Origin of the sequence: Paenibacillus sp. FSL E2-0190 (assembly GCF_037992965.1) — a bacterium.
GTDB classification, from domain to species: Bacteria; Bacillota; Bacilli; order Paenibacillales; family Paenibacillaceae; genus Paenibacillus_AQ; species Paenibacillus_AQ odorifer.
In genome coordinates this window covers 2,802,851-2,828,473 of sequence record NZ_CP150306.1, presented here as the reverse complement: position 1 = coordinate 2,828,473, position 25,623 = coordinate 2,802,851, and the positions used below count along the sequence as shown (strand labels likewise).

Below are 25,623 nucleotides of genomic sequence, written 5' to 3'. Positions count from 1 at the left end.
ACGACTATAATTCTTTTATTGTAGCAGAAACGCAAAAAACTGGGTATTGTTAGGCACTGCCTACTCTTGCACAACCTTTAGAAACATACTATCATGAGGTAGAACATCAGCAATCGGATCAGAAATTCATCATTATACTTCATAAGGGGGATATGCGTGCTATGATTTTTGAGAACACGGGCCTCGTAGGATTGAAGAGTGATCTTCTCTATCTGGACGAGAGTGCCACAAAAGCTGGCTTCATCCGCTGGCAATGGGAATACTATCGTGCCACTTACGACTGCAAAATTGAAGACCCACAGGATGGTGGCGAATACTTCCTACGCATTAACACTCGCGCTGTCGAGGGAAAGCTAGAGAAGTCTGATGCCGTACTTGCAATTGAAGCCGTATACTTAGGAAAAGCAACCTTCCCTCATGGCCTGGAATATGAATCTCCGGTGCCAAAACCAGTATTGGACACTGCTGCTAAGCGGATTCTTGAATTAAAGCAGCTGTTAGAGGCTTGAGTAACAGAAAGGGAACGACGAAACAAAATGTCAGCCTGCCCAAAAGAGGAACACCCGATTTCCAACTACTTATCTTAACACTACTACTTGTGGGTTTCGGTCTAGTCATGGTCTTCAGTGCTAGCTCAAGCTTAACCTTAGCAAGCTCGAAGTTCGGTAATGACCCTCTATATTTCATTAAACGCCAAGTGATCTGGATCGTACTCGGAACCGTTGTTATGTTTATAGCTATGAACATTCACTACAGTAAGTTTAAGAAGTGGTATGTACCTATTTTTATCATCACCGTTATACTTCTGCTCGTGGTAGCCTTCTCTGAAAAAATTAATGGTGCCAAGAGCTGGCTTAGTATCGGAAAACTTGGAATTCAACCCACCGAATTAGCCAAAATATCGATTATCCTGTATATCTCAGCACTCATCACCAAAAAAGGTGAACGGTTTAGAGATTTCCGTACAGGATATATCCCTGTAATGGTCATCGTGGGTATTGTTGCCGGACTTATAATGATGCAGCCGGATTTAGGTTCTTGCCTCATTCTCGTAGCTACCAGCGGACTTGTTATTTATGCCGGCGGTGCCAGCATGAAGCATATTCTGGGCTCTATAGCACTGCTAGTGCTGGGTGTAGGACTAGTTGTAGGCGCCAAAGCAGCGATTGATTCCTTATCTCCATCCGATAAAGCCACTGACACTCAGGATTATAGAAAAGGTCGTATCGTTGCCTTTTTAGATCCTTATCAGGTTGCTGAGGGTGATGGTTATAACATTATTCAATCCTTAACCGCTCTTGGCCAAGGTGGAGTAAGTGGTTCCGGCTTCGGCAAAAGCATTCAAAAGCTGGACTATCTAAAATACCCTTATACGGACTTTATCTTCCCCGTAATTGGTGAAGAGTTCGGCTTTCTTGGGACCTCCATATTTTTGATGTTATATTTGTATTTTATCTGGCGAGGTATTCTAATCGCTTTAAGGTGTAAGGATCCCTTTGGTACGCTCGTCGGAATTGGGATTATGGGCCTCATAGCCATTCAGGCCTTTGTCAATATCGGCGGTGTAACCAATACAATCCCTCTTACCGGCGTTACCTTGCCGTTTATCAGCTACGGGGGCTCTTCACTCCTTGTCAGCATGCTGTGCATGGGAATTATGCTAAGCATCTCAAGAGAAACCAACCTTCCTGCCAAAGAGGAAGTAACGAAATCTGTAACAACGGTTAGACAGGTTCGTTCCCGGTAAGCTTTATAAAGCCGGAGGTTAGGGAATTTACACATAAAAAAGCAGCCCAGGGAATTAACCTTGGACTGCTTTTTTGTGTACAAGTTTTTTAAGAGATTTCATCATTCTTGAAAGCTACGCCTTCAACTTTGACATTTACCTCAACAATATGAAGTCCAGTCATGCTCTCCACAGCTTCACGTACGTTCTGCTGAAGCATCCGGCACACTTCGTGGATCGGTGTTTCATAGAGAACGATAATTCGTAGATCTACTGCTGCTTCCAGCTGTCCTACTTCAACGGTAACGCCCTTCTGAACGTTCTTACCGCTTAGACGTTTCGCCCAGCCTTCTGACAGGCCACCAGACATGGCTGCAATTCCCGGAGTCTCCAAGGCAGCCAAACCGGCAATTTTTGAGACGACGTCATTTGAAATTCGTATATTTCCCATTTCCAGTTGAAGTTGTTCTGCCATGCCATATCCCCCCTACACTCATTATCAATTATTGTAATTCCAAAACAGGCTAAAAAGCAAATCACTTTATCGCTTTCTCGTTTACACCTAGGAACAATTTGGGTATATTGATTATGAATTCAATCTAAATACATAGATAGGAGTGTCCTTTACATTGAAAAAATGGATTTCACCATCACTGATGGGTATCGCCTTTATCCTTAGTGCGATCGGCCATTATGCCGATTGGGATCATACCCTGCAGTTCATTCTCTCAGCAATCGCTGTGGTGTTTGTGGCTGGTTTTCTCGGCCGGGCCACTGAAAGTGTAGCTCATTATGCCGGACAACGACTGGGCGGCTTCCTAAACGCCACCTTCGGCAATGCTGCTGAGCTAATCATTGCCTTCTTCCTGGTTAAGGAAGGATTGTTCGACATGGTCAAAGCCAGTCTTACCGGTTCTATTATCGGCAACCTGTTGCTTGTTCTAGGATTGAGTATTTTCGCCGGCGGGATGAAGTTCAAAGTTCAGAACTTCAACGTAACCCTTGCCGGAATGAATGGCTCCCTGATGATCGTTGCCGTCATTGCCTTATTTGTTCCCGCTATGTTCTTTACCACCCACTCTATTACGGAGAAGGATACCGATGTGCTCAGTTTAATCGTTGCCGGGCTGCTCATCGCTTCGTACATAGCTTGGCTAATCTTCTCCATGATCACGCATAAGAAACATCTAGAGGACGTTACAGAAGAGGGTAAAGAAGAATTAGCTCATGAACATGCCCCTGCTTGGTCCAGAAACAAATCCATCCTTTATCTCGTGCTTGCCACTGTAATGGTAGCCTTCGTGAGTGAGTGGCTGGTAGGAACGTTAGAGACTTTGACAGAACGTTTCGGATTCAGCGAGCTGTTTGTAGGTGCGTTCCTCGTAGCTATCATCGGTAATGCCGCAGAGCATAGTGCAGCCATTATGCTGGCCATGAAGAACAAAATCGGTGCAGCAGTAGAAATTGCGGTTGGAAGCAGTCTGCAAATCGCCCTGTTCGTAGCACCTGTCCTAATCTTCGCCAGTTATTTCATGGGTGATACAATGGACATAGTTTTTACGACCATCGAAATTGTCGCCATCGGTGTAGCTGTCTTTATTGCCAAATCAATTACTCAGGACGGCTCGACTAACTGGTATGAGGGTCTCTTGTTATTAACGGTCTACCTGATTTTAGGAGTCTCCTTCTATCTCGTATAATCATTATTAACCATTGTACACAACAAAAAGCGCACATGAGCGATTCGTCCTCATGTGCGCTTCTATAAATACTTAAGAAACCGATATTTATTCTTCCTTCGCTTTGTTGTTCAAAGCCTCGTAGAGTACTGCTAAGTTACGCTCCAGCTTACTTAGTACCATCTTACCAGTAATCTCTGGGACCAAACCTGCTCTAACCGCAAAATCCACTTCTCTGGAGAAACCGTACATCTGGGTATCCAGCACTTCCTCATAGAGAGGGCAGTAGCGTGTTGCCAGATTCTCCATCTGCACTTCTATAAGTTGCTGAATTTTATCGGCATCTTCTTGTAGAAGATTGATTGCTTTAAGATTATACTGTTCCTGTAATTCCGATGAAGTCATGCCTCTATCCCCCCCATGTCCAAAAGTTAAGCTGCTTTTACTATTTTACTTAATATTAGACGAAATCCGGTATCAATACAACAATTCAGTTTATACTAACCATATATTTAAAAGAACCTGCTGCGTTATCCTATCAAGTTTCGTATCTACTTCTAGAAAAAACGCCCCACCGAAAACCGGTAGGACGTTTTTAGCACGACTATTACTCAGCAACAACTGTGAATTTCAAACCGTGTTTTGCAAACACTTCAGTCATTGCCTTCTTAGCTTCTTCAGCATCTGCCCCATGAACATGAAGCTCATAGCTTTGGCTGGATACCAAAGTAGTGAACAAACCAAGGATACTTTTAACATCAATGTACTTGTTGTCCGCTTGAAGAACGATTGAAGAGTTGAACTGGCCTGCCGTTTGGGCAATATCGACAATTGCCGCATTGTTACTGGACATAGAAATCCCTCCGCAACTTGATTATAAAACTTTAGTCTTTTGTTATCATTTCTTATGATACATTGAATCCGCTTACTTGTGCAAGGAGTTTTCTTGTTATTACATTTTATTTCAAGTTTTCAGGATTCAGACCTTCGAGTTCCGGCAACACAAAAATTCCATCCTTACGGATCAATACATCGTCAAAATAAATTTCACCGCCGCCATAATCGGGACGTTGGATCAACACAAGATCCCAGTGAATGGAGGAGCGGTTACCGTTATCTGTAACATCATATGCTTGTCCTGGCGTAAAGTGCAGGCTGCCTGCGATTTTTTCGTCAAAAAGAATATCATTCATCGGGTGAAGAATGTAAGGGTTAAAACCAATAGCGAATTCGCCAATATGACGTGCTCCGTCATCTGAATTCAAAATTTCGTTCAAACGGGCGGAGTCATTGCTGGTGGCTTCAACAATTTTTCCGTTCTCGAATTTGAATTTGATATTTTCAAAGGTCACTCCATTATATACTGACGGTGCATTATAGCTGATCGTTCCATTTACAGAATCGCGAACTGGGGCGCTGTAAACCTCGCCATCCGGAATATTTTTTTGCCCGGAGCATTTCTCTGCACCGATTCCTTTAATCGAGAACTTAAGATCTGTTCCAGCACTCAAAATATGTACCTTATCCGTTCTGCGCATGAGATCAGCTAAAGCATCCTGAGCCTTGTCCATCTTGGCGTAATCCAAATTACACACTTCGAAATAAAAGTCCTCAAACGCTTCAGTGCTAATATTCGCAAGCTGAGCCATGCTCGCATTCGGATAACGCAGTACTACCCACTTCGTATGCTTCACACGTTGTTCGCTATGCACTGGATGAGAGTACAGCGAGTTATACAATTTCATATTTTCTTCAGGAACATCGGACAGATCGTTCACATTCTCACCTGCACGAATCCCGATATAACAATCCATTTGCTTCATCCGGTTCAAGTCAATTTCAGCCCATGTCTGAAGACTCTCACGAGTTGCGTATTTAAGCATGCTGCGCAGGACTGTACGATCTGTTAATTGTACAAAAGCATGACCGCCGGCCTTGCCGATTTCCTCTACAACAGCTTTGATTAAATCTCTTTCATTGCCAATCATTTCGACGAGCACGTTCTCGCCTGGCTGGACATTTACAGAATAACCGACTAGGTTAGCTGCCAGCTTTTGAATTCTGGGATCTTTCATTGTGTATTCTTCCTTCCTCTGTCTAAAAAATAAGCAAGCTTTTCTATTGTAGCACGCCCTGTATGGAGCGCAAGACCTGTGGGATAATGTGAAAATCAACGAAAGCCTGAAAAATTCACCTGTGATACATAAGTTTCATTATCAGATTTATTCCCCGCTTCCGAGTAGGTAACCTTACGATTTAAGGTGAGCTTTCTCGGCAGATTATGTTTTGTATCAACGGTTAAATGGTAGACAGTCTCAACATTAGCTTGTTTCAGCTTTTGCTGTAATTCATTATTTTTCTTCTCCCATAGCTCCACCAAAGCTTGCGTAACCGCCTGATCGTTCTTTGTTATTTTTCCTGCAGAATCTGGTGTTTCAGGTCGAAGGTCTTGCATCTCTTTTTCCAATTCAGCAGTCAGCTGCTTTCTGGCCTCAGCAGGCGTCAGCTCGATCCGCAGCACATTTGTCCCTCTGCCTGCACCCGCATCTTCAGTCACATTAGCCTCCATGGATTGCAGCTCCTCCAGCTGTTTCAACGGATTAAGCAAAGCAAGCGGATTTCCGTCCTCAGAGGAACCTTCAGTGGTCAACGCTACCCATTCCCCCTCTTTTTTCTCTAGCTGACTATGGAAAGCTTTCATAGAAGTGATGCTGCTTTTTAAATCTTTAGCGCTATTTGCTGATTTTTTTGTGGATGAGGATTTATCAGGAAGCAGTGTATACAGATTGACCTTCTTATGGTCCTGTACTGTGCCTTCGTAAAATATCATGGATTCCGGAACGGTCTTTCCACCCTTTGTAAGCATGGTTGACCCTTTAAAAGTAACCCCATCGCTGCCCGTTATACCCGCTAACACCAAACTTAGATCTTCCTTGGCTGGTTTGTCTCTAATAACACTGCAACCGCTGTTGAACACGCAGGACAAGGTAAAAATCATAAGAACTAACCCCTTCAGTAATAATGACTTTCTCACGGTCATCAGGCCTTTCTTGGAGTATTTTACTTTACAGCCCACTATAGGGTTCTCCCTTCCTGCGCGCCTTATACAGATGCAAATACGTTGCTGCTATCGGTTTTCATACATTGCTCTAAGCTCTAGCTTATGCGCGTTCGTCGCTTGCTTCTGAATGTCAGTACATACCACCTTCAGACTCACGAAGTTACCGCTGCCAGTCGCCACGCCGTTGTCTCTATAGGACACAGTTGACCTTAATTACAGTATTTTGCGGTATTTCGTATGCCAACGGACTCCAGCGCAGCTATTTACCCGAATTGTGCCCGATATGCCCCCATTACTAAGCAATAGTGTCTCTGGTGTCCGATAACATGCCCCAAAGGCAAAATACACGCCAATAGCGTCATCTGAGTCCGAAGGCCTCGCAGCATGATGAATACACCAGTCGAAGCAGCGAGCCAACTAACAAAACAATGACCAGCAACTCCTTATTACGGGAGAACCGCTGTTCAAATGCTAATGCGCGAATATGACCGTTGCAGTCGCCACGCCGTTATCTCTATCGGACACAGCTGACCCTTAACGCAGCATTTCCCGATATTTCCCATACCAACGGACTCCAGCGCAGCTATTGACCTTAAAAACGCACAAAATGAGTCTTTTTCCAAGCAATAGTGTCTCTGGTGTCCGAAAACATGCCCCAAAGGCAAAATACACGCCAATAGCGTCATCTGAGTCCGAATGCATCGCAGCGGCATATTTGATACACAGTCGAAGCAGCAAGCCATCTGCCAAAACAAAAAGCAGCGACTCTCCAATAACGGGAGAACCGCTGCTCTGCTATTTTTTTTACTTATGAGGCAATCCCTTCACACCGCTGCCATTCTCTTTAGTGTCAACGATCACTTGGTTACGCCCATTGTTCTTAGCTTTATACAGTGCCATATCTGCTCGATAGAACAGGGATTCGACGCTTACACGTTCGTCCATCCAGCTCCATTCCGCTATACCGCAGGACACTGTTACATTAGGTTCGGTCTCATTCATCACTCGCTTACGAATACGTTCAGCCACATTTACTGCCTGTTCTACTCCCATTAATGGTAAATAGACCGACAGTTCTTCTCCACCCCACCTCGCAGCAATATCCCCTTGACGGATGGAGGACTTCACAATTTCACTGACCTCTTTTAAGATCTTGTCGCCCTTTTGATGACCATAGGTATCATTCACCATCTTGAACTGATCGATATCCACAACAATTAAGCAACCGCAAAAATCTGTAGACTGCCGTTCCTTTATTTCTTCGTCCAGATAATGACGAGCATAAAGTCCAGTTAGGCTATCTCTGTTCGCTAGACGTCTAACTTCGGCATGCAGCCTTGCATTCCCTACAGCTAGTCCAATATGCCCCGCCATCGCCTGAAGCAATCTGTAATTGTCATAAGAGAAATAATGGGCATCGCGATGCGCCAACATGATGGCACCACGCACTTCACCACCTACACTTAAAGGTGTGGCAATCAGCGACTGCGACCCGGTAGCATTCATTAAACGAGAAGTAGTATTAGGATTATCTATGTAGTTAGACATGATTAATGATTCCCCAGTAGTATAGACCTTCCCGCCTAAACCTTGTCCTACTTCTAAAATTTCATTTTGCAAGGAGGAATGATTGCAAGCAATAACCTCTAGCCCGCCCTTTTCTTCGTTCATATGTAAAATACAGCAGTAGTCAGCGCCAAACATCTCAAGCAGCTCTTCAAACGCAAATTGAAAAATATCCCCTAAACGCAAGCTCTGATTCAGCCGTTGTGTAAGTTCGTTACTCATACGCAGCTCACGAATGAGCTGATTGGAGCGTTCATACAGCTTGGCATTCTCAAAAGCAGTACCTGCGGTATCCGCCACCATCGAGAGAAACCGTAAATCTACATCCATAAAGATCGAGTTATCCATCACCATGTGGAATACGCCATAAACCCCTTGCTTCCCGCCTAGCGGAAGACCAATCTCTACAATGTGTTGATCTTCAGTGTTGGTGTTCAGAGCAACACGGCCGTCTTTAAATGCTCTAGCGCAGACATCATCACTGGACATCTGAAACGGTAAAGGTTTGACCTGCGGATGAGTGCTGCGGTGATCTTGCGACATAAACAGCTCAAGCCTAGCACCAGGGTACATTGCAGAAATGCTATCTATAACCTCCGTAAGCACAGCGTTCACATCAATATTGTCATGCATCCGCTGAACGATCTGAAATAACAAGGAGCGGCGATTGCTCTCACGTTCAGCATGTTGATGAACACTCGCAAGATCAGTTACAAAAATATGTTCAAACTTATGATAGAATATGGTCCTGTACTGCAAAGATATAGCCTCAGCAGTATCTCGTCCACCCATTAAATATTGTTGTGTCGGCATAGCACAGCCCAGGAAGGCAAAAATTTCTTTGTCAACGCGAGTGATGAGCGGTATAGTAAAAAAGCTCATATCCTGACCCTGCACCGTAAGTTGAACAGATGAGGTTGCGCCAGAAAGTAAACTAGCTGCAGCCGCTTGCTCCCATTGGTGCCTCCATCGTTCTTGCTGATCGGCAATATTAGCAAAATATCTGCCTTCAAAATTCAGCACACACCAATCCCATGATTTAGCGAATGGTAGAGCCTCTAGCCCATCGATCCATTCCTCGAAGCTGTCTGCAATCAGATTGGCCAAATATGGGAAGTCATGGGACACTATTTCCGTTTCCCTAAGCCAGGCGGTGGGATCTTCGGAATCTCTACTAGTGTGCAATTTGTCCTGTATCAGCATACGACTGTCTTGAGAAGCGTATGCTTTCTGTTCTGACATAACGAAGATCCCCTTTGCTTCTCATTTAAGAAAAAAAACCTTCCCAATTAACATCTAATTAACTATATTTTACTCCCTTTCTTTGTGTATTGCATTATATTTTCCTTATTTCCGGGATTTTTTTTAGGACCAAAGAACTAACGACAAAGAATGACAAAAACTCTTTTAATATGCGCTTGACTTTATATGCTACTTTCATATAATATTTATTGTTGAACAAGACTGTAACAAGTCTTACTTGGGCGTAACGTTGTGTCACCCTCACGCATTTCGTTACTGCCAGGGCAGCGGCTGAACTTCCCTGGTAGTGTGGAAGCCAATAATGCTAATCACGGATACGAAATGCGGCGCAAATAGAGCCCTAACCTGAAATTTCAAATATAAAGGAGTCTACTATAACATGGCACGTTACACCGGACCTAAATTCAAACTCAGCCGCCGTCTGGGCATTTCCCTTAGCGGTACAGGCAAAGACCTGAAACGCCCTTTCCCACCAGGACAACACGGCGCTAACCAACGCAGAAAAGTAAGTAACTACGGAATGCAGCTTTTGGAAAAACAAAAACTGCGTCACATGTACGGCTTGGGAGAGAAACAATTCCGTACTCTCTTCGCTAAAGCACAAAAACTTCCAGGTCTTGCGGGCGAAAACTTCATGTTCTTGCTTGAAAGCCGCTTGGACAACCTAGTTTACCGTCTTGGATTTGCTAACTCCCGTGCTGGAGCACGTCAGTTGGTATCCCACGGACACGTAACTGTAAACGGCAAAAAAGTCGACATCGCTTCTTACCGTGTAAGCTTAGGCGACGTTATCGGTCTTCGCGAGAAGAGCCAAGGCATGGCTTCCATTAAAGAAGCTCTTGCTAACCGTAACCACCTTCCAGCTTACCTGGAATATGCTGAAGGATCTTTCGAAGGTAAATATATTCGTTTGCCAGAACGTTCCGAGCTTTCCCAGGATATCGATGAGAAACAAATCGTCGAGTTCTACAACCGTTAATATCTCGCTTTTAGCGGGTATGACCGAAGCCTCCGGATTAATCCGGGGGCTTTTTGTTATGTCAATATCCTAAATTCCATGCCGTTTGTAAAAGGTTATGCTCCCGCAAATCATACCCTAAATTACTTTATTTATAATTTTTGCACAAAAGTCGAATCTTAAGACCATGAGAATCAGGTAGAAGCGCATTCAAAAACGCCAATTTATGCTATAATAATTCCGTTAAAAGGAGGAATTATCGTCGATGGCTCAAGAGAACAAGAAAAAAAACGCTAAGAAGCCTTCACCCCGCAGATCCGCCCTAAGCAGGTTCGGTTCTGTAGTTAAGTGGATGTTTATTCTTGGAATAATAGGCGTTCTATTTGCCGGTGGTGCTGTAGCAGGCTATGTCGCTTCCATTGTGAAGGATGAACCTGTTCGCTCCGAAGAAATGATTCAGCAGCAGGTCAGTCAAAATGCGATCACCGGATTCGCTTATTTCCGAGACGGCGCACCGATCGGCCAGCTTCGGACAGAAGAAGACCGAAGGCTCATTGAATTCAACGATATCCCCCAGCTTATTATCGATGCAGTTCTCGCTATAGAGGACAATAATTTTAATGAGCATAATGGCGTGGATTTCAAAGGCACCTTGCGTGCCGTCAAACAAAAGCTTCTCAATGAATCCGTTCAGACCGGAGGCAGTACACTCACCCAGCAGCTCGCAAGACGTGTATTCCTGAATCTGGATCGGACAGAAGATCGCAAAGTAAAAGAAATTCTACTTTCTCTTAGATTGGAACGCTTCTTGACCAAACAAGAAATATTAACGGCTTATCTGAATAAGGTTCCTTTCGGCAATGGTTCGAATGGCTACAATGTATTCGGAATTAAAGCAGCAGCCAAAGGGATATTCGGTCTAGACGATCTGGACAAATTGAACGTGGCTCAAGCAGCTTATTTGGCTGGTCTTCCGCAGCTCCCTTCCACTTATTCTGCATTTAATGGCATAGGTGAATTCAACGAAAAAGCTTTCAACAGAGCTATGGACCGTCAACATCTTGTACTTCGTCGTATGCTTGAGGAGAATAAGATCACTACCTCTCAATATGATGAAGCCCTTCAATTTGATATCAAGAGTTCTCTGGCGCCGCACACCAAAAAAGCCTATGCTACCTATCCATATCTGATGATGGAGACTGAGCGTAAAGCATCCGAGATCCTTCTATCATTGAATGAAGAGAAAAATGGCACAACGGATGCCAATAGCACTACTGACAATGCCGTGTTACTTGAGGAAGCAAGACAGCAGCTCATGACCGGCGGTTATCGAGTCTACACAACCATTGATAAAAAAGTTTACAATGCAATGCATAGTGTCTCAGAAGACAGCAATAATTTTACTAAAGACAGCAAAACCAAAGGTATGGAACAAACGGCTGGCATGTTAATCGACAACAAAAGCGGAGCCATTCTCGGCATGATTGAGGGTCGCGACTTCAATATTGAGCAGATGAATTATGCTACCCAAATGATCCGTCAGCCCGGATCGACTATGAAGCCAATTTCAGCTTATTTACCAGCCTTAGATGCAGGGCTGATTCAGCCTGCCGGGATTGTGGATGACGCGCCAATTATTCTAAAAGACGGCGGAAAAGGATTCCACATTCCTAAGAATGCCAACAATCGCTATCAAGGTCTGGTCACTGCCCGTTACGCACTTAACAAATCGCTCAACTTGCCTGCGCTTAAGCTGTTTAATGAAAAGGTCGGAATAGAGAAATCTTGGGCCTTTACTAAAAAGCTGGGGATCACCACCCTCACAGATGATGATTACAGCGCGCAGACTGGGGTTATAGGCGGTCTGAAATACGGAGTATCCGTAGAAGAGTTAACCAATGCCTATTCCGCTATCGGTAACCAAGGAGCTTTTAATGATGCCTACATGATTGAGAAAATCGTCAATTCAGAGGGCAAAATTATCTATCAGCACAAGGTTAATCCTGAGCAAGTATTCTCTAAGCAAACAGCTTACCTAATGACAGATATGCTGCGAACTGTAATTACAGAGGGTACAGCCAGCACAGTAAAAAGAGAATATAAACACTCTAAAGAAATTCCGATTGTCGGTAAGACTGGATCTACCCAGAATTATGGAGACGTATGGTTTATGGGCTACACTCCTGATGTCACACTGGGAATGTGGGTCGGCTATAAAGAGCAAATCAACACTCTTACGGGAGATACACAAAAACGTCAAGCCCAAACATTATGGGCAAAAGTGTTGAATGCTGTCATTGATAAGCAGCCGGAACTATTCGTCACAGACAAATTTGCACAACCTGAGGGAATTATCAAAAAGACAGTTTCCGCATATAGCGGCAAACTGCCAACATCCCTGACTGATAAATTCACAACGGATATATTTAATACAAAATATGTGCCAAAAGAGAGTGACGACGGGATTTCCAAAGCCAAGTATATTACTTACAAAGGCGTCAATTATATCCCGTTGGAAGGCACTCCAGAGGAGTTCCTAAAGGAAAAAATCGTCGTTAAACGCGAGAAGCCGATACAGGAACTAGTCAAAGAACTCCTGGCTGCCTTCCCTAAGATGAAGGATCATAAATCACTGGAGTATTATATGCCAGCCGATGCCAAGACGGATTTCCCAACAGAAGTTGATCCACGTGTGGACGATGGGGCTTCCCCTGCTGCTCCCGGAAATGTTAACGTCTCTTATAGCACTGGTAAAGCGGTCATCAACTTCTCCGCTAGCAGCTCGGCAGATGTTGTGGGATACCGCTTATATCGTTCATTAAACGGAGGTTCTTTCCAGAAGCAATCTATACTCATGGCAGATGAGAACAAGGTATTCACACCGGGTACACCTGCAAGTGCTAATGCAACCTTTTATGTAACCGCCGTGGATGTTGCAGGTAATGAGACGGCTTCTGGCAGCGTTGCTGGAGGGATTACACCAACACCCGAAGCAACTCCTACACCTGATCAACAACCTGGTACAGAGGCGCCTACAGAGCCTGAGACGACACCAGGAGACGTTATTGAGGATCCAGGTAACATTCTCCCGCTACTACCGACGGAAACACCAGCCGGCGGAGGTAACAGTACTGGAGGCAGTAATAATACCACAGCAGGTAATAATGCAGGGACACGTTAACCCAAAGATCATTAAATAATTTTACACAGCAAAACACCGTTCCCATGAATTCATCGGGGAACGGTGTTTTTTTACAATTCATTCTAATCCTCAATCGTGGATAGATCTCCTGTCGGTAAATGCAGCTCCCATGCCTTCAGGACACGCCGCATAATTTTACCTGATCGTGTCTTCGGAAGTTTATCCTTAAACTCGATTTCCCGCGGGGCAGCATGTGCAGACAGACCCGCTTTGACAAAAGCGGCGATCTCCTCTTTCAAGGCAGCAGTTGGAGTATAACCTTCTCTAAGCGAGATAAAAGCCTTAATAATCTCCCCCCGCACAAGATCCGGTTTGCCGATTACACCCGCTTCTGCCACTGCCGGATGCTCCACTAATTTGCTCTCCACTTCAAATGGACCAATACGCTCACCAGAAGAGTTGATAACATCATCAATTCGTCCCTGAAACCAGAAGTATCCTTCGTCATCCATATAAGCTGAATCGCCAGAAATGTACCAGCCAGGAATCCGGAAATATTCCTCATACTTCGTCTGATTGTTCCAGATCGTTTTCATCATGGATGGCCACGAAGTTTTTATCGCAAGATTCCCCATAGAAAAAGGCGGGAGAACATTTCCCCGGTCATCCAGAATCGCTGCTTCAATCCCCGGTAACGGACGGCCCATCGAGCCTGGTTTGATATCCATTGACGGATAATTACAAATCAATTGTGCCCCTGTTTCAGTCATCCACCAAGTATCATGAATACGCTGATTGTAAAATTTATCTCCCCAACGTACTACTTCCGGATTTAACGGTTCACCAACCGATAGAACATGGCGCAAACTGCTTAAATCAATCCCCTGTAAAGAGTGCTCCCCTGCACCCATCAACATACGAAAAGCTGTAGGTGCGCTGTACCATACAGATACCTTATTCCGTTCGATTGTCTTATACCAATCCTGAGGACTAAAGCGGCCACCTCTGACTACATTGGTCACCCCGTTTAACCAAGGGGCAAATATGCCGTATGAAGTTCCGGTCACCCAGCCAGGATCTGCCGTACACCAGTATATATCGTCTTGACGTAGATCTAGCACTACTCTACCTGTATAATAATGTTGAATCATTGCTCTATGCACATGATAAACGCCTTTGGGCTTACCTGTAGAACCAGAAGTATAATGCATAATAAGGCCATCGTCCAAATCAAGCCATTCTAAATTAAGATCAGCAGAAACGTTAGCCATCTCTTCTGCGAATCCTAAGTTTCCTTGCTCAATATCAGTTGCTCCACCTACTAGAAAAATATGACGCAGCTCAGGAAGCTCTTCTCGCTTGACCCGATGCAGCAATTCTGGCGTAGTTACCAGCGCAACAGCCCCACTATCCTCCAAACGATCCTTAACTGCTGTTTCCATAAAGGCTTCAAATAAGGGTCCTGCTATGGCTCCGATTTTGAGAATACCTAGCAGACTGAAATACAGTTCCGGTTGGCGAGGCATAAAAATAAATACCCTATCTCCTTTACTGATGCCATATTTACGCAATACATTTCCGAACCGGTTCGACCGCTCCTGCAGATCGGCAAATGTATAGGATTCTTCCCGTACAGTGTCACTGTAGAGTAGGGCCGTTGCCGCTCCCCGCCCTTCATCCACATGGCGATCAACGGCTTCATAGGCCATATTAACCTTGCCGGTTTCATACCATGAGAAATTACGTTCAACATCCTCCCACTCAAAATTGGCTACTGCCTCCGCATAATCAGACATATTGGAGCTCTGCACACGACCCGGCAAAATTTCGCTATGGACTTGACCCATCACTCTTGCCTCCCTCACTCGTTTGATTTAAGCTTTAAGGGTAAGACTCATGTTTTAAATAATGATGTCAATGCAATGAATGTGAATTTTTTATGTCTGAATTAGTATACCATAGCAAGCGTTTACATACCATTTTTTTGATCTGAAAGGAGCACTGTCATGGAGCATCGCAAAATCCCTATTTCCCATACTCTCTCCTATATGGGTAGAACGATAACTGTGAGCGGACCCCGATCTCCCGAGGACCTTGAAGTCCTGCATATGCATCAGGACCTTGATGCTTTCCGCAGGCCCTTAGAGCAGCAAGAGGCGCTCGTAGAGATCGCCAGCTTGCCAGAGGGCCGTGTAATTACCGCAGTAGAGAATGACGTTATAGTAGGCTATGTGACCTTCCATTATCCAGATGAAATGGAGTTATGGTCACAGGGTGGTATGGAGGATCTTATTGAGCTTGGAGCGATAGAGGTGAGTAATGATTATAGAGGGGCCGGACTAGGCCGGCTGCTGGTTTCTACTGCTTTTGAGCGGGAGCAATTGGAGAATTGTATTGTTTTTACAACAGAGTATTACTGGCACTGGGATTTAAAAGGCAGTGGGCTGGACGTATGGGCCTATCGCCAGATGATGGAACGGCTGATGAAGACCGTAAATATGGTTTGGTATGCTACGGATGATCCAGAAATTTGCTCACATCCCGCTAACTGCCTAATGGTTCGCATTGGACAAGAGGTGCCCATGTCCTCCCAGGAGACCTTTGACAGAGTACGTTTTAGACAACGCTTTATGTATTGATCATTAAATATGCTGCAGCATAAATTCTAATATGGAATGCGAGCGTTGTGAAGATTGTACTGTAAATTCCCTGAAATTCACCTCAGCTGATCCATCAGACTTATCTGACATGGAGCGAATGATGACAAAGGGCGTGGCGTTCATATGACAGACTTGGGCAACCGCCGCCCCTTCCATTTCCACACAAGCTCCATCCATTTGCTCTCTTAATTCAGCTACAATCTCCGCATTAGAAATGAATTGATCACCAGATAACACCTTGCCTATCAAGTACTTTTGACCTAGCTCATTGCATGCCTTCTCAGCAAGCTGCACTAGCGCAGGGTCTGCCTGGAAGACGGAAGTCTCCTGATAAGGAATTTCGCCTCTTGCGAACCCAAGCCCCGTAGCATCCATGTCATGTTGTACACATGTAGATGCTATAACAATATCTCCAATATTCAATTCAGCATGTACTGCTCCAGCAACCCCAGTAAACAGCACACGGGATACGCCAAAATTATCAATTAGAATCTGAGTCGTAACTGCTGCATTTACTTTACCCACGCCAGATTTACAGAGCACTACGGATTTTCCTAATATGTTTCCTATGTAATATTGTATACCTGCTTTAACTTTTGTCCGCTTGTCCTCCATACCCTCTAGAAGCAGCTTGATTTCTTCATCCATCGCTCCGATTAATCCGATGATTTCACTCACAGTAAATACCTCCTTTGAAGATTTATTTAGCAAATAAAAACATAAAAAGCTCCATAAGGAGCTTTTTACGGAATAACTGTTCAGTTCTTAAATTACTTATTCAGATGATTAACCGACAAGCGGAGAATCGTTTCATGAGGCAGGATAACCCGCGGATTCTCAACGGTTTCTTTCTTCATAAGCTTGGTCAAAAGTCTCATCGCAACTGCGCCCAAATCGTACATAGGCTGAGCTACGGTTGTCAGCAAAGGACGAACCATCGAAGCCATACGAATATTATCCACACTAATGATGGAGAAATCATCCGGTACCTTCAGACCTTCATCTTGAATACTGTGAATGGCACCAATAGCCATTTCATCCGTTGCCGCAAAAATAGCGGTTGGTTTCTTCTTGAGTCCAAGGAAATACTTCATTGCTTCTACACCAGATTCATAGCGGTAGTTACCGATGCGTACCAAATCCTCTTGGTACTCGATTCCTGCCTGTTCCAATGCTTTCTTGTAACCATGGAAACGCGCATATCCATTTGCAGGATCCTGCAGTGTGCCACTGATCATAGCGATCTCACGATGACCGTGACGAATCAATGTGTTCACAGCATCAAAAGCAGCGGTTTCATGATCGATGTCAACGGAAGGATAAGTTCCCTTCTCATCCCGTGTAGCACATAGAACAATCGGAACTGCAGAAGTCTGGAAAGCTTGAATATGTTCGTCAGTTACTGTCCCCCCCATGAAGAGCAGACCATCGACCTGTTTCTCCAAAAGGGTATTAATGACACGAATTTCTTTCTCTTTACGCTTATCCGCGTTACACAATATGATATTGTAATGATACATGTTCGCGATATCTTCAATCCCGCGTGCAATTTCTGCAAAAATCGAGTTTGAAATATCAGGGATGACAACCCCAACGGTTGTCGTTTTCTTACTGGCAAGACCTCTTGCCACGGCATTGGGACGATATCCCAAACGTTCAATCGCTTCAAAAACTTTCTTCCGGGTCTGCGGTTTCACGTTAGGGTTATTATTCACAACCCGTGATACCGTAGCCATAGATACGCCTGCTTCTCGAGCTACATCGTAAATGGTTACCGTCAAATTACTCTCTCCATTGCGATAAATTTTATCGTTCGACTAATTAAAAATATGATACGACACTTTGTACATTTGTGCAATGATAACGCTTCATTTTCCTTTCAAAATTTCTTTCAAGGCTGAAAACGTCACCCTGGATTAAAATTGTGACCAGTGCTGGTTAACCTGTCCAAGAGCATCAATAATGTAACTTCTATCTATCGTAACAAAAAGTGAGTGAAAAATCCAACATTCCGTGAAAAATTTTCATTATTTTCACACAATTTTTTTATAATCTTCATTTTCAGCCATTTGGAAGGTTAATTGAGACAATCTTCGACTAGTTTCTTCCATCCAATGCTGGTCTGACAGCTTTTCAGCTAAACGATAGATATCGAGAAGCATATCGACTCGGCTCTGAATCCTCTCTCGGATTATCGTCTCTAGTTCTGATATTCCCCCTATTATAGTTTCTGACAAAGATTCTTTTAATACACTGGCCAATTCATTTCTCTCCGTAAACAAAAAATCTTTTCCCGGATCCTCTCCACTGAGTTCTTTTACTAATTTGCCTAGATCTGCTTTAATAAACTGCAAAGGTTCATAACTAGCGCATTCTGGGCAGGTATAGACAGGAACATGGGTAATCTTCATCTTCGTATTAAAAATCAAAGAATGCATATGTAAGTTCATGAGGCCACCACAACTGCACAACTTCTCCATCAAATTATCTTTATACATCTTCTACACCTCTTGCACAAAATTAATAAAGCACAAAGTTTGACTTTTTCAACTTCTATATTCGACTCTACTCGATTAAAACCCTCCTTTATTGCATATAATGATTAAATTGGCAATTTGTCTATAATTTACATCCCTAAAGATGACTTCATATTTTAAATTTGATAGAATAATGAAAGAATCATGGGAATCGAAAGGAGCTTAACTAAATGAGACTAGCCGGTAAAAAGGTCATAGCACTCGTAGACGATGAATTTGAAGATTTGGAGCTCTGGTATCCCGTGTATCGGGTGAGAGAAGAAGGTGCCGAGGTTCACTTGGCAGGTCTGGAAAAAGATAAGACGTACATCGGTAAATATGGCGTACCTGCTAAAGCAGAATACTCCTGGGACGAGCTTAATGCCGCAGATTATGATGGGATTTTGGTTCCAGGCGGCTGGGCTCCTGATAAAATCCGTAGATACAGTGCCGTTCTAAAGCTTGTACAGGATTTTAATGCGGCTAAAAAACCGATTGGGCAGATCTGCCATGCAGGCTGGGTATTAATTTCTGCTAAAATTCTGGAAGGTGTAACCGTCACCTCCACGCCAGGCATCCGTGATGACATGGAGAATGCCGGAGCCATCTGGAAGGATGAAGCTGTGGTTACGGATGGACATATCATTTCTGCTCGCCGCCCGCCAGATCTTCCGCCATACGGCAAAGCCTTTTGCGATGCACTAGCTGGGGAATAAACAGTAGGAATATAGTTAAAATCAAACAAGCCCTGTTTCTCACAATTTGAGGAACAGGGCTTTTGATTTGAGGCGTTTAAAATCCAGATGGTTATCTAATCCGCATGGAATCCGTCTCCATGATCATATTTGGATAATTTGTAAACCTAAAAGTCAAAGGTTGAGGCAGCTTTTCTTTGCCTACGTTAAGATAATAAGTTATTGTAGTTCCCTTAGCGTCTTCACGGTATTCTCTATATCTAGAATAACTCTCAGAATCATGTACAAGCCAATGTCCGCTTCCAGCACTATCCACAAAATTATCATCTATCCCAAAACCGGTTGCTTCATGCAACTCCTCAACTTTTTTGGGAATCAATAAATCCAATAATATAATCCCCTTCTCATCGTCCGCGGTCCGTTTAGAAATCGTGAGATAGCTATCAGCTGCCTTTAAAATCTGCTGTGTTTCCGTGTTAATCACTAGCTCGACCTCTGACTGATCTAGAGCAGAGATTCCCTCAACTTCAAGTTTGATTGGATCATCAGGTCTCATATTGTCATTGTGGTAAATATTCGAACCACTTGCCCACATTAGTTCCTCTTGATGATCCCCTTTTCCGAGGACAAGCTTAGGTGAAAGCAAACTGAAAATCCTCATTGTATTCTCTCTGCCAAAGGTTTGTCGCATATAAATACCCGTAGGCCCAATATAAACCTGGTCCATTATAATTTTCTGTCCGCCGATAGACAGACTATCCTTCAGATCAACGAGTTCTCCTTCAAAATAATTGTTATCAGCTTCCAGTGGAATTTTGACATCCATTTCTTTTATATCCTTGTTATTAAAAACTTGACCAAGATCATCTGGAAAAAGCGATAGTGTGATATTCAACTCCTCTGGTATCTCATCCTGATATTTATCCCAGACGATTTGCTCATACATACGAGTCGTCCCAGGGGACCCAACCTCTTGTGCATTAGAAGTGCTAAACCCGCTGTATCCACTAAGGTGGTATTTATCCTCTGGAGTCTTTTTCAAAGACAAGCCAAAAAGCCGCATCTTCTGATCCGTATTGTTCTGGATTGTATAAAGCACCGCAATGCCTCTTCGGTCTGCAATGATTCCATTAACAGTCCATGTTATCCCGTCCACCTCAGGAGAAGAGATATTTACCTCCTTCATCATCCCCGCATCAAGTGCTGATTTAATCGTCAGATTATTAGCAATAACGGGTCTAAACACTTCAAGCTGACCCCAGCTTTTTGGAGGTAATTGCGCACGTACGGGATTTATCATCTGATTTGCCCAAGGCACAATTATAAGTAAGGAGAATGCCAAGACTACCAATACAACAACAGCGTACTTTTTTCTAAAAGGCAAACGTGAACGGTTCCCTTGCTGCATCCCCTTGCGGATCGCGGTGTCCAGTTTTACATCCAGAATTTCTTCTGCCTCCGCATCGATTTTCTGAAAATAATCTTTAAGCAGCTTCTCTTCAGACTCAGCCATAAAATAGCTCCCCCTTCCGCTTCATTTTGTCACGCAGTTGTTTTAATCCTTTATTCAGCCATGTCTTCACTGTGCCCTCGGGTTTATCCAGCACCTCTGCAATCTCGGCAAGGGTCATATCCTTGTAATATTTGAGCACCAGCACTTGGCGATATTTGGGTTTCACTCCATCCAGCGCTTGTTCCATGTCCAGTCTGCGGTCACTTTTCATCTCCATGATCCCCTCATCACTTCGAGCAGCTTCTGCGACTGTATTCCTCTTTCGGCGCTTCAGCTCATCATTACAGCAATTAATCAAAATACGTGTTAACCAAGGAGCGAAACGCTCCGCATCTTTTAAGCTTTTTCGTTTAATCCATGCACGGCAGGTGGCCTCCTGCAAAACCTCCAGCGAATCCGCTTCATTTCGTAAATAGCTGTAAGCAATGCTATAAAGTTTTCTTTTCTGTCCAGCCACTTGCTCATAAAACAGCTCTTCGTCCGTAGCAGCCATTTCCATTTCGTCATTTATAATGTGATCCATTTTCGGCCTGCCTCCCCCCTTGCCTTTATTCTTAAATCGGTTCTGTGTAACTCTCTCTATGTATTGACTGCGCCGCACGGCAAACGGTTTTGTTTTTTTAAAAAGTATGGCTTAAATAAAGAAAAAGGCTCGGCAAGAATGCCGAACCTTGATATGAATTGAATAAAAGTTACAGTAATTTTAGGATGAGGCTTTCTCCTGTAGTTCCCCGCTTGATCCAAGTGTAAGACCACTTTTTTGGGCAAACGCAGTTAACATTTCTTCCGTCTCTGAGCTTGTACGATGGTGGAAACACGCTTTGGCGATTCTTTTAGCATCCTTGGCCAGTGTGTTCAGTGTGCGGTGTTTAACCTTCAGCAGCGCCTGCGGCGACATGCTGAGTTCTCTAATTCCAAGCTCCAGCCAAAGAGGCAAAGAACGCTCATCCGCCGCCATTTCACCACATACACTGATATCAATCTTGGCATTACGTGCCGCTTCTACCGTCATACGGATCATTCGCAGAACCGCTGGATGGTACGGATGATACATATGAGCAATTTGTTCATTCATACGGTCTACCGCTAACACATATTGAACCAAATCATTAGTGCCGATACTGAAAAAGTCAACTTCCTCAGCAAGTAAATCAGCAATCATAACCGCCGCCGGAACTTCAATCATAATACCCACAGGAAGATTCCGGTTAAAAGGGATATCTCGTTGCTCCAGCTCAGCTTTCACTTCTTCTAAAACAACTTTTGCCGCCTGCACTTCCTCTACGGAAGAAATCATTGGAAACATTAACTTTACATTCCCGTATGCACTTGCCCGCAAAATGGCACTTAGCTGGGTTTTGAACATATCTAATCGGTCCAAGCTGATGCGAATCGCCCGATAACCAAGGAAAGGATTCTGTTCTTCAGGCAGCTGAATATAATCCAACTGCTTGTCCCCGCCAATATCGAGCGTACGAATCACTACAGTGTTATTGCCCACCTTCTCGACAACCTGTTTATACACTTCAAATTGTTCATCCTCAGTTGGAAAAGATCTGCGGTCCATATAAAGAAACTCTGTGCGGAACAGACCCACACCTTCAGCTCCATACTTAAGCGCTATGTTGAGTTCTTTAACTGAACTGATATTACCGGCAAGTCGCAGGTTCACACCATCCTTGGTAACAGCCTCCACGGTGGCGAGCAGTTCCAGTTGCTCTTTCTTTTTATGCTGTTTATCCCGAATCGCTACGTATTCATTTATCGTAAGTTCATCTGGATGGATTTGTACAGATCCGGTATCACCGTCGATCACAAGCATGTCCCCGGTCTGAATAGGATTAGACAGATTATTCTCCAAGCCTGCTACAAGAGGAATGCCTAGCGCACGAGCCATAATGGAGGAATGTGAGGTTTTACCGCCCATCATGGTGACAATACCTAGAACATAAGTTGGATTCAAGTGAGCTAGCTGGGAAGGAGACAACTCCTTCGCAACAAGAATATATGGCTGTGTATCCGATGGTAACGTAACCTCTGGAGCGCCTAAAAGATGTTTTAAAAGACGGTTTCCGACATCCTTGATATCCACCGCCCGCTCCTTCATGTACTCATCGTCTAGCAGATCAAACATCGCTACAAAATGATCAATCGCTTCTTTCACAGCTACTTCTGCCGCCTTGTACTGGCGCTCAATGATCCCGCGGATTTCACTCATGAACACAGGATCATCTAAGATCGCCAGATGAGCATCAAAAATACTCGATTCCTCCGGACCTACCACTTCTCTGAACTCTTTTTTGATGAATTCAATCTCGTCCTTAGAGGTACGGATACCTTCGTATAAACGCTCAAACTCCTTAGCTAGATCCACTGGGTTAACTTGTGTATCCGGTAAGCTCCATTCCCAGTTCGGCAAGACAAAGGCCTTCCCGATAGCTACACCTGCTGCTGCGCCTATGCCTTGTATCATCCTTCAATCCCTCCAACGTTACTTTCGTGTAAGACTACGGACATTACTGATGATTGCCCCTTTTTAACATTTTTAAATGGAGCATAGCTCCATGATTTGACTCGATCAGGATTCGTGATCACCATCGGTGTAGCCAATGAGGCCGCATGTTCACGCAAATAAGCGAGGTCGAATTTAACAAGCAATTGACCCGGCTCCACGCTGTCGCCTTCTTTTACAACCGCCTCAAAGGGTCCCTTGAGCTGTGAAGTGTCGATCCCTATATGCATGAGTACTTCCAACCCTTCCGGCGTCGAAATACCCACGGCATGCATTGTAGGATAGACGTGCATAACTTTCCCGAATACGGGTGAAGTAAGTTCCCCTTTTTCCGGCAAAAATGCAACCCCATCCCCCACTAGCTTAGCTGCAAAAATGTGATCAGGCACTTCCTCAATGGGCATCATTCTACCCTGCATTGGCGAACTGAACAGCACCTGCGGTAAATCACGAAGCATAAGCTTATTAATCTCCTCGCGGATCAGTTCTGAATACGTGCCAAATACTACCTGGACATTTCCGCCGCCTAGCTTGATAATCCCAGCAGAACCTAAACCTTTAAGCGCTCCAGTATCTATATATCGGTCATTATGAACGGTAAGCCGCAGACGGGTGATACAGGACTGCACTTGTACAATATTCTCCTTGCCTCCAAGCGCCTCTAAGATCAGCGGTGCCTGATAAGGGATATTGCCGGCCCAATCCCCAAGCTCTGAACCTTCTTCACGCCCCGGTGTCGGGATTTGAAAACGGCGAATCGCCCAGCGAAATAAATTATAGTATACAATCCCGTAGCCGATACCAATCGGAATCAGCAGCCAAGCCCTCTGTGACAAATGCATGTTCAAGAAGAAATCGATGGCTCCAGCCGAATAGGAGAACCCGTGATGGATTCCCAGCATGTAGGTCAGTACCATAGCGAGACCGGACATTACAGTATGTACCGCGAATAAATACGGAGAAGCAAATAAAAATGCAAATTCGATCTGCTCCGAAACCCCGGTCAAAAAACAAACCAACGCCGCCCGCACAAAAGTCTTTTTAATCTTGGGCTTCAAATCCTCGCGCGCTTCCTGAATAATTGCAAAAGCAATGGCAGGCAGCGCAAACATCATAATCGGAAACAACCCCGCCATAAAAATCCCCGCCGTTGGATCGCCTGCAAAAAAACGCGGCAAATCCCCCTGAACCACAGCACTGCCATCAGGAGTCGTAAAATTCCCAAATTGAAACCAAAACACATTATTAAGAATATGATGTAGTCCAAAAGCGGTCAGAACCCTATATAGGACCCCATAGATAAAAACACCAAGCCCGCCCGTCTGCAATATTCCCTGAAAAAGATTATCCAGCCCTATCTGCAGCAGCGGAGATATTCCTAACATTACCCATGCGAACCCGGCAGAAAACAAGCCCATGAACAGCAAAACAAAACGCGACCCTCCAAAAAACTGGATCGCCTCTGGAAGCTTAATATTTTTAAACCGGTTTTGCGCGACACCGGCAACGATCCCCAGCAAAATTCCGATTAGTGTTGCAGGTTGTACAAGCCCGTCTCCCATTTGGGTGACAATTCGGTCGTAAGTGAACATCCCAGCCAGCGCTGCCAGACCCGCTGTTCCGGCTTGATTGGATAACCCCCATGCTACACCTACAGCGAACAAATAAGGCATATAATAAAATATTGCCTGCCCCGCGTAAGTAGCCACTTCAGACACCGAAGAAAGTCCCCATGCAGACCAAGGTAAGCTGCCCAAACTCAGCAAAATGGCTGCCGCCGGCAGTACCATGGTAGGAAGCATTATGGCTCTGCCCAATTGCTGCAATGATCCGAGCCAATTCAAGGCTACCCTCTCCTTTCTTTCTATATTGAATGGTAAGCGCTGCGGGGATTTTTGTCAAAAGAAACTCATGAGATCTTCACGTTACATTTTTAAAACAAATATTCTCACATTCCACTAAACATTTATTCATTAGTATCCATAGAACGGCTGGTATTTACGTGAGGCTATCGATACTACAGAGTTAGAATCGAGTTTAAGTGTACTTTGTGCAACTATTTATATCGGCGTTACTCTGAGCACTTTTTTAACTGTACTTCATACAACTATTTTTAGTGATTTTCCACTTCATCTAATCTTTGAGGCGTTTTAAGTGTACAAAGTGCAACTATTTCGCATTTAGATAGCTATTTCGACGATTTAGTTGTATAAAGTGCAATTATTCCCTTGCGCAGCTGTCCTATAGATGTCCCTAGCATAACTGATCAGATCAGGTATGATTTGGTCTGGTCTGGTCTGGTCTGGTCTGGTGTGGTCTGGTCTGAACTGAT

The 25,623-nt window shown here is 44.2% G+C and carries 21 protein-coding genes; 7 read left to right on the top strand and 14 right to left on the bottom strand.

Annotated elements, in window-relative coordinates; genetic code table 11:
- The first annotated feature begins 161 nt into the window (after nt 1–161).
- Nucleotides 162–509 carry a YugN family protein gene (locus NST25_RS12155; protein WP_036686159.1) on the top strand — a complete coding sequence of 116 codons (348 nt, stop codon included), beginning with the start codon at nt 162–164 and terminating at the stop codon, nt 507–509.
- Nucleotides 506–1,747: a putative lipid II flippase FtsW gene (ftsW, locus tag NST25_RS12150; RefSeq protein WP_081388260.1), complete on the top strand. Its 1,242-nt coding sequence runs from the start codon at nt 506–508 to the stop codon at nt 1,745–1,747. Before NST25_RS12155 ends, ftsW begins: the two co-directional genes overlap by 4 nt.
- Before the next feature lie 88 nt (nt 1,748–1,835).
- On the opposite strand, the gene NST25_RS12145 is transcribed toward ftsW, so the two are convergent.
- Nucleotides 1,836–2,201, bottom strand: coding sequence for an Asp23/Gls24 family envelope stress response protein (locus NST25_RS12145; RefSeq protein WP_019911482.1), 366 nt, complete (start codon nt 2,199–2,201; stop codon nt 1,836–1,838).
- Nucleotides 2,202–2,355: 154 nt separating this feature from the next.
- Here NST25_RS12145 and cax point away from each other — a divergent pair, with 154 nt between their 5' ends.
- The gene (gene cax, locus NST25_RS12140; RefSeq protein ID WP_076304153.1) at nt 2,356–3,426 is read left to right on the top strand and encodes a calcium/proton exchanger; all 1,071 of its coding nucleotides are present in this window, start codon (nt 2,356–2,358) and stop codon (nt 3,424–3,426) included.
- 87 nt (nt 3,427–3,513) lie between these two features.
- Here cax and NST25_RS12135 read toward each other — a convergent pair whose 3' ends face one another.
- The 5 genes from NST25_RS12135 to NST25_RS12115 form a co-directional block, all read right to left on the bottom strand.
- Nucleotides 3,514–3,810: a YlaN family protein gene (locus tag NST25_RS12135; protein WP_036686156.1), complete on the bottom strand. Its 297-nt coding sequence runs from the start codon at nt 3,808–3,810 to the stop codon at nt 3,514–3,516.
- A gap of 202 nt (nt 3,811–4,012) precedes the next feature.
- Entirely contained in the window at nt 4,013–4,258 is a 246-nt protein-coding gene (locus tag NST25_RS12130) for an HPr family phosphocarrier protein (protein ID WP_036686154.1), read from the bottom strand.
- 106 nt (nt 4,259–4,364) lie between these two features.
- Complete coding sequence (locus NST25_RS12125; RefSeq protein ID WP_036686152.1) at nt 4,365–5,480, bottom strand: aminopeptidase; 1,116 nt, start codon at nt 5,478–5,480, stop codon at nt 4,365–4,367.
- A 95-nt stretch (nt 5,481–5,575) separates the two neighbouring features.
- Nucleotides 5,576–6,403 carry a hypothetical protein gene (locus NST25_RS12120; RefSeq protein WP_339190659.1) on the bottom strand — a complete coding sequence of 276 codons (828 nt, stop codon included), beginning with the start codon at nt 6,401–6,403 and terminating at the stop codon, nt 5,576–5,578.
- Between the two features lie 867 nt (nt 6,404–7,270).
- Nucleotides 7,271–9,274: a sensor domain-containing diguanylate cyclase gene (locus tag NST25_RS12115; protein WP_076219420.1), complete on the bottom strand. Its 2,004-nt coding sequence runs from the start codon at nt 9,272–9,274 to the stop codon at nt 7,271–7,273.
- 400 nt (nt 9,275–9,674) lie between these two features.
- Here NST25_RS12115 and rpsD point away from each other — a divergent pair, with 400 nt between their 5' ends.
- Both rpsD and NST25_RS12105 read left to right on the top strand, forming a co-directional pair.
- Nucleotides 9,675–10,274, top strand: coding sequence for a 30S ribosomal protein S4 (gene rpsD / locus NST25_RS12110; RefSeq protein ID WP_036686147.1), 600 nt, complete (start codon nt 9,675–9,677; stop codon nt 10,272–10,274).
- Nucleotides 10,275–10,518: 244 nt separating this feature from the next.
- Nucleotides 10,519–13,434, top strand: a complete 2,916-nt coding sequence (locus NST25_RS12105) for a transglycosylase domain-containing protein (RefSeq protein ID WP_339190657.1) — start codon at nt 10,519–10,521, stop codon at nt 13,432–13,434.
- 83 nt (nt 13,435–13,517) lie between these two features.
- Here NST25_RS12105 and acsA read toward each other — a convergent pair whose 3' ends face one another.
- Nucleotides 13,518–15,242 carry an acetate--CoA ligase gene (gene acsA, locus NST25_RS12100; protein ID WP_339190655.1) on the bottom strand — a complete coding sequence of 575 codons (1,725 nt, stop codon included), beginning with the start codon at nt 15,240–15,242 and terminating at the stop codon, nt 13,518–13,520.
- Nucleotides 15,243–15,401: 159 nt separating this feature from the next.
- Here acsA and NST25_RS12095 point away from each other — a divergent pair, with 159 nt between their 5' ends.
- A complete protein-coding gene (locus tag NST25_RS12095) occupies nt 15,402–16,034 on the top strand; it encodes a GNAT family N-acetyltransferase (RefSeq protein ID WP_076189864.1) in 633 nt (210 codons plus the stop codon).
- A 3-nt stretch (nt 16,035–16,037) separates the two neighbouring features.
- Here the strand turns inward: NST25_RS12095 and NST25_RS12090 are convergent, their stop codons facing one another.
- From NST25_RS12090 to NST25_RS12080, 3 genes are all read right to left on the bottom strand, one after another.
- Nucleotides 16,038–16,733: a 5'-methylthioadenosine/adenosylhomocysteine nucleosidase gene (locus tag NST25_RS12090; protein ID WP_339190654.1), complete on the bottom strand. Its 696-nt coding sequence runs from the start codon at nt 16,731–16,733 to the stop codon at nt 16,038–16,040.
- 92 nt (nt 16,734–16,825) lie between these two features.
- Nucleotides 16,826–17,836, bottom strand: a complete 1,011-nt coding sequence (gene ccpA, locus NST25_RS12085) for a catabolite control protein A (RefSeq protein ID WP_036686140.1) — start codon at nt 17,834–17,836, stop codon at nt 16,826–16,828.
- Between the two features lie 252 nt (nt 17,837–18,088).
- Nucleotides 18,089–18,553: a hypothetical protein gene (locus tag NST25_RS12080; protein ID WP_076279819.1), complete on the bottom strand. Its 465-nt coding sequence runs from the start codon at nt 18,551–18,553 to the stop codon at nt 18,089–18,091.
- 209 nt (nt 18,554–18,762) lie between these two features.
- On the opposite strand from NST25_RS12080, the gene NST25_RS12075 reads away from it, so the two are divergent.
- Nucleotides 18,763–19,287, top strand: coding sequence for a type 1 glutamine amidotransferase domain-containing protein (locus NST25_RS12075; RefSeq protein WP_076189861.1), 525 nt, complete (start codon nt 18,763–18,765; stop codon nt 19,285–19,287).
- Between the two features lie 91 nt (nt 19,288–19,378).
- On the opposite strand, the gene NST25_RS12070 is transcribed toward NST25_RS12075, so the two are convergent.
- The 4 genes from NST25_RS12070 to NST25_RS12055 all read right to left on the bottom strand — a co-directional run bounded on the left by NST25_RS12070 (nt 19,379) and on the right by NST25_RS12055 (nt 25,135).
- A complete protein-coding gene (locus NST25_RS12070) occupies nt 19,379–20,779 on the bottom strand; it encodes a DUF4179 domain-containing protein (RefSeq protein ID WP_340394069.1) in 1,401 nt (466 codons plus the stop codon).
- On the bottom strand, nt 20,772–21,302 hold the full coding sequence (locus tag NST25_RS12065; RefSeq protein WP_094902125.1) for a sigma-70 family RNA polymerase sigma factor: 531 nt from the start codon (nt 21,300–21,302) through the stop codon (nt 20,772–20,774). Before NST25_RS12065 ends, NST25_RS12070 begins: the two co-directional genes overlap by 8 nt.
- A 180-nt stretch (nt 21,303–21,482) precedes the next feature.
- Nucleotides 21,483–23,252 (bottom strand): phosphoenolpyruvate--protein phosphotransferase, encoded by a 1,770-nt coding sequence (gene ptsP, locus NST25_RS12060; protein ID WP_076136100.1) that lies wholly within the window; start codon nt 23,250–23,252, stop codon nt 21,483–21,485.
- A complete protein-coding gene (locus NST25_RS12055) occupies nt 23,249–25,135 on the bottom strand; it encodes a glucose PTS transporter subunit IIA (protein ID WP_340394066.1) in 1,887 nt (628 codons plus the stop codon). The genes ptsP and NST25_RS12055 overlap by 4 nt, the downstream gene beginning before the upstream one ends.
- Nucleotides 25,136–25,623: the final 488 nt, after the last annotated feature.

Excerpts from the sequence above, each read along its gene's own strand:
- NST25_RS12155 (WP_036686159.1), top strand. The coding sequence starts at position 162 with ATGATTTTTGAGAACACGGGCCTCGTAGGATTGAAGAGTGATCTTCTC.
- NST25_RS12145 (WP_019911482.1), bottom strand. The coding sequence starts at position 2,201 with ATGGCAGAACAACTTCAACTGGAAATGGGAAATATACGAATTTCAAAT.
- NST25_RS12135 (WP_036686156.1), bottom strand. The coding sequence starts at position 3,810 with ATGACTTCATCGGAATTACAGGAACAGTATAATCTTAAAGCAATCAAT.
- NST25_RS12130 (WP_036686154.1), bottom strand. The coding sequence starts at position 4,258 with ATGTCCAGTAACAATGCGGCAATTGTCGATATTGCCCAAACGGCAGGC.
- NST25_RS12125 (WP_036686152.1), bottom strand. The coding sequence starts at position 5,480 with ATGAAAGATCCCAGAATTCAAAAGCTGGCAGCTAACCTAGTCGGTTAT.
- NST25_RS12120 (WP_339190659.1), bottom strand. The coding sequence starts at position 6,403 with ATGATTTTTACCTTGTCCTGCGTGTTCAACAGCGGTTGCAGTGTTATT.
- NST25_RS12115 (WP_076219420.1), bottom strand. The coding sequence starts at position 9,274 with ATGTCAGAACAGAAAGCATACGCTTCTCAAGACAGTCGTATGCTGATA.
- rpsD (WP_036686147.1), top strand. The coding sequence starts at position 9,675 with ATGGCACGTTACACCGGACCTAAATTCAAACTCAGCCGCCGTCTGGGC.
- NST25_RS12105 (WP_339190657.1), top strand. The coding sequence starts at position 10,519 with ATGGCTCAAGAGAACAAGAAAAAAAACGCTAAGAAGCCTTCACCCCGC.
- acsA (WP_339190655.1), bottom strand. The coding sequence starts at position 15,242 with ATGGGTCAAGTCCATAGCGAAATTTTGCCGGGTCGTGTGCAGAGCTCC.
- NST25_RS12095 (WP_076189864.1), top strand. The coding sequence starts at position 15,402 with ATGGAGCATCGCAAAATCCCTATTTCCCATACTCTCTCCTATATGGGT.
- NST25_RS12080 (WP_076279819.1), bottom strand. The coding sequence starts at position 18,553 with ATGTATAAAGATAATTTGATGGAGAAGTTGTGCAGTTGTGGTGGCCTC.
- NST25_RS12075 (WP_076189861.1), top strand. The coding sequence starts at position 18,763 with ATGAGACTAGCCGGTAAAAAGGTCATAGCACTCGTAGACGATGAATTT.
- NST25_RS12070 (WP_340394069.1), bottom strand. The coding sequence starts at position 20,779 with ATGGCTGAGTCTGAAGAGAAGCTGCTTAAAGATTATTTTCAGAAAATC.
- NST25_RS12065 (WP_094902125.1), bottom strand. The coding sequence starts at position 21,302 with ATGGATCACATTATAAATGACGAAATGGAAATGGCTGCTACGGACGAA.
- ptsP (WP_076136100.1), bottom strand. The coding sequence starts at position 23,252 with ATGATACAAGGCATAGGCGCAGCAGCAGGTGTAGCTATCGGGAAGGCC.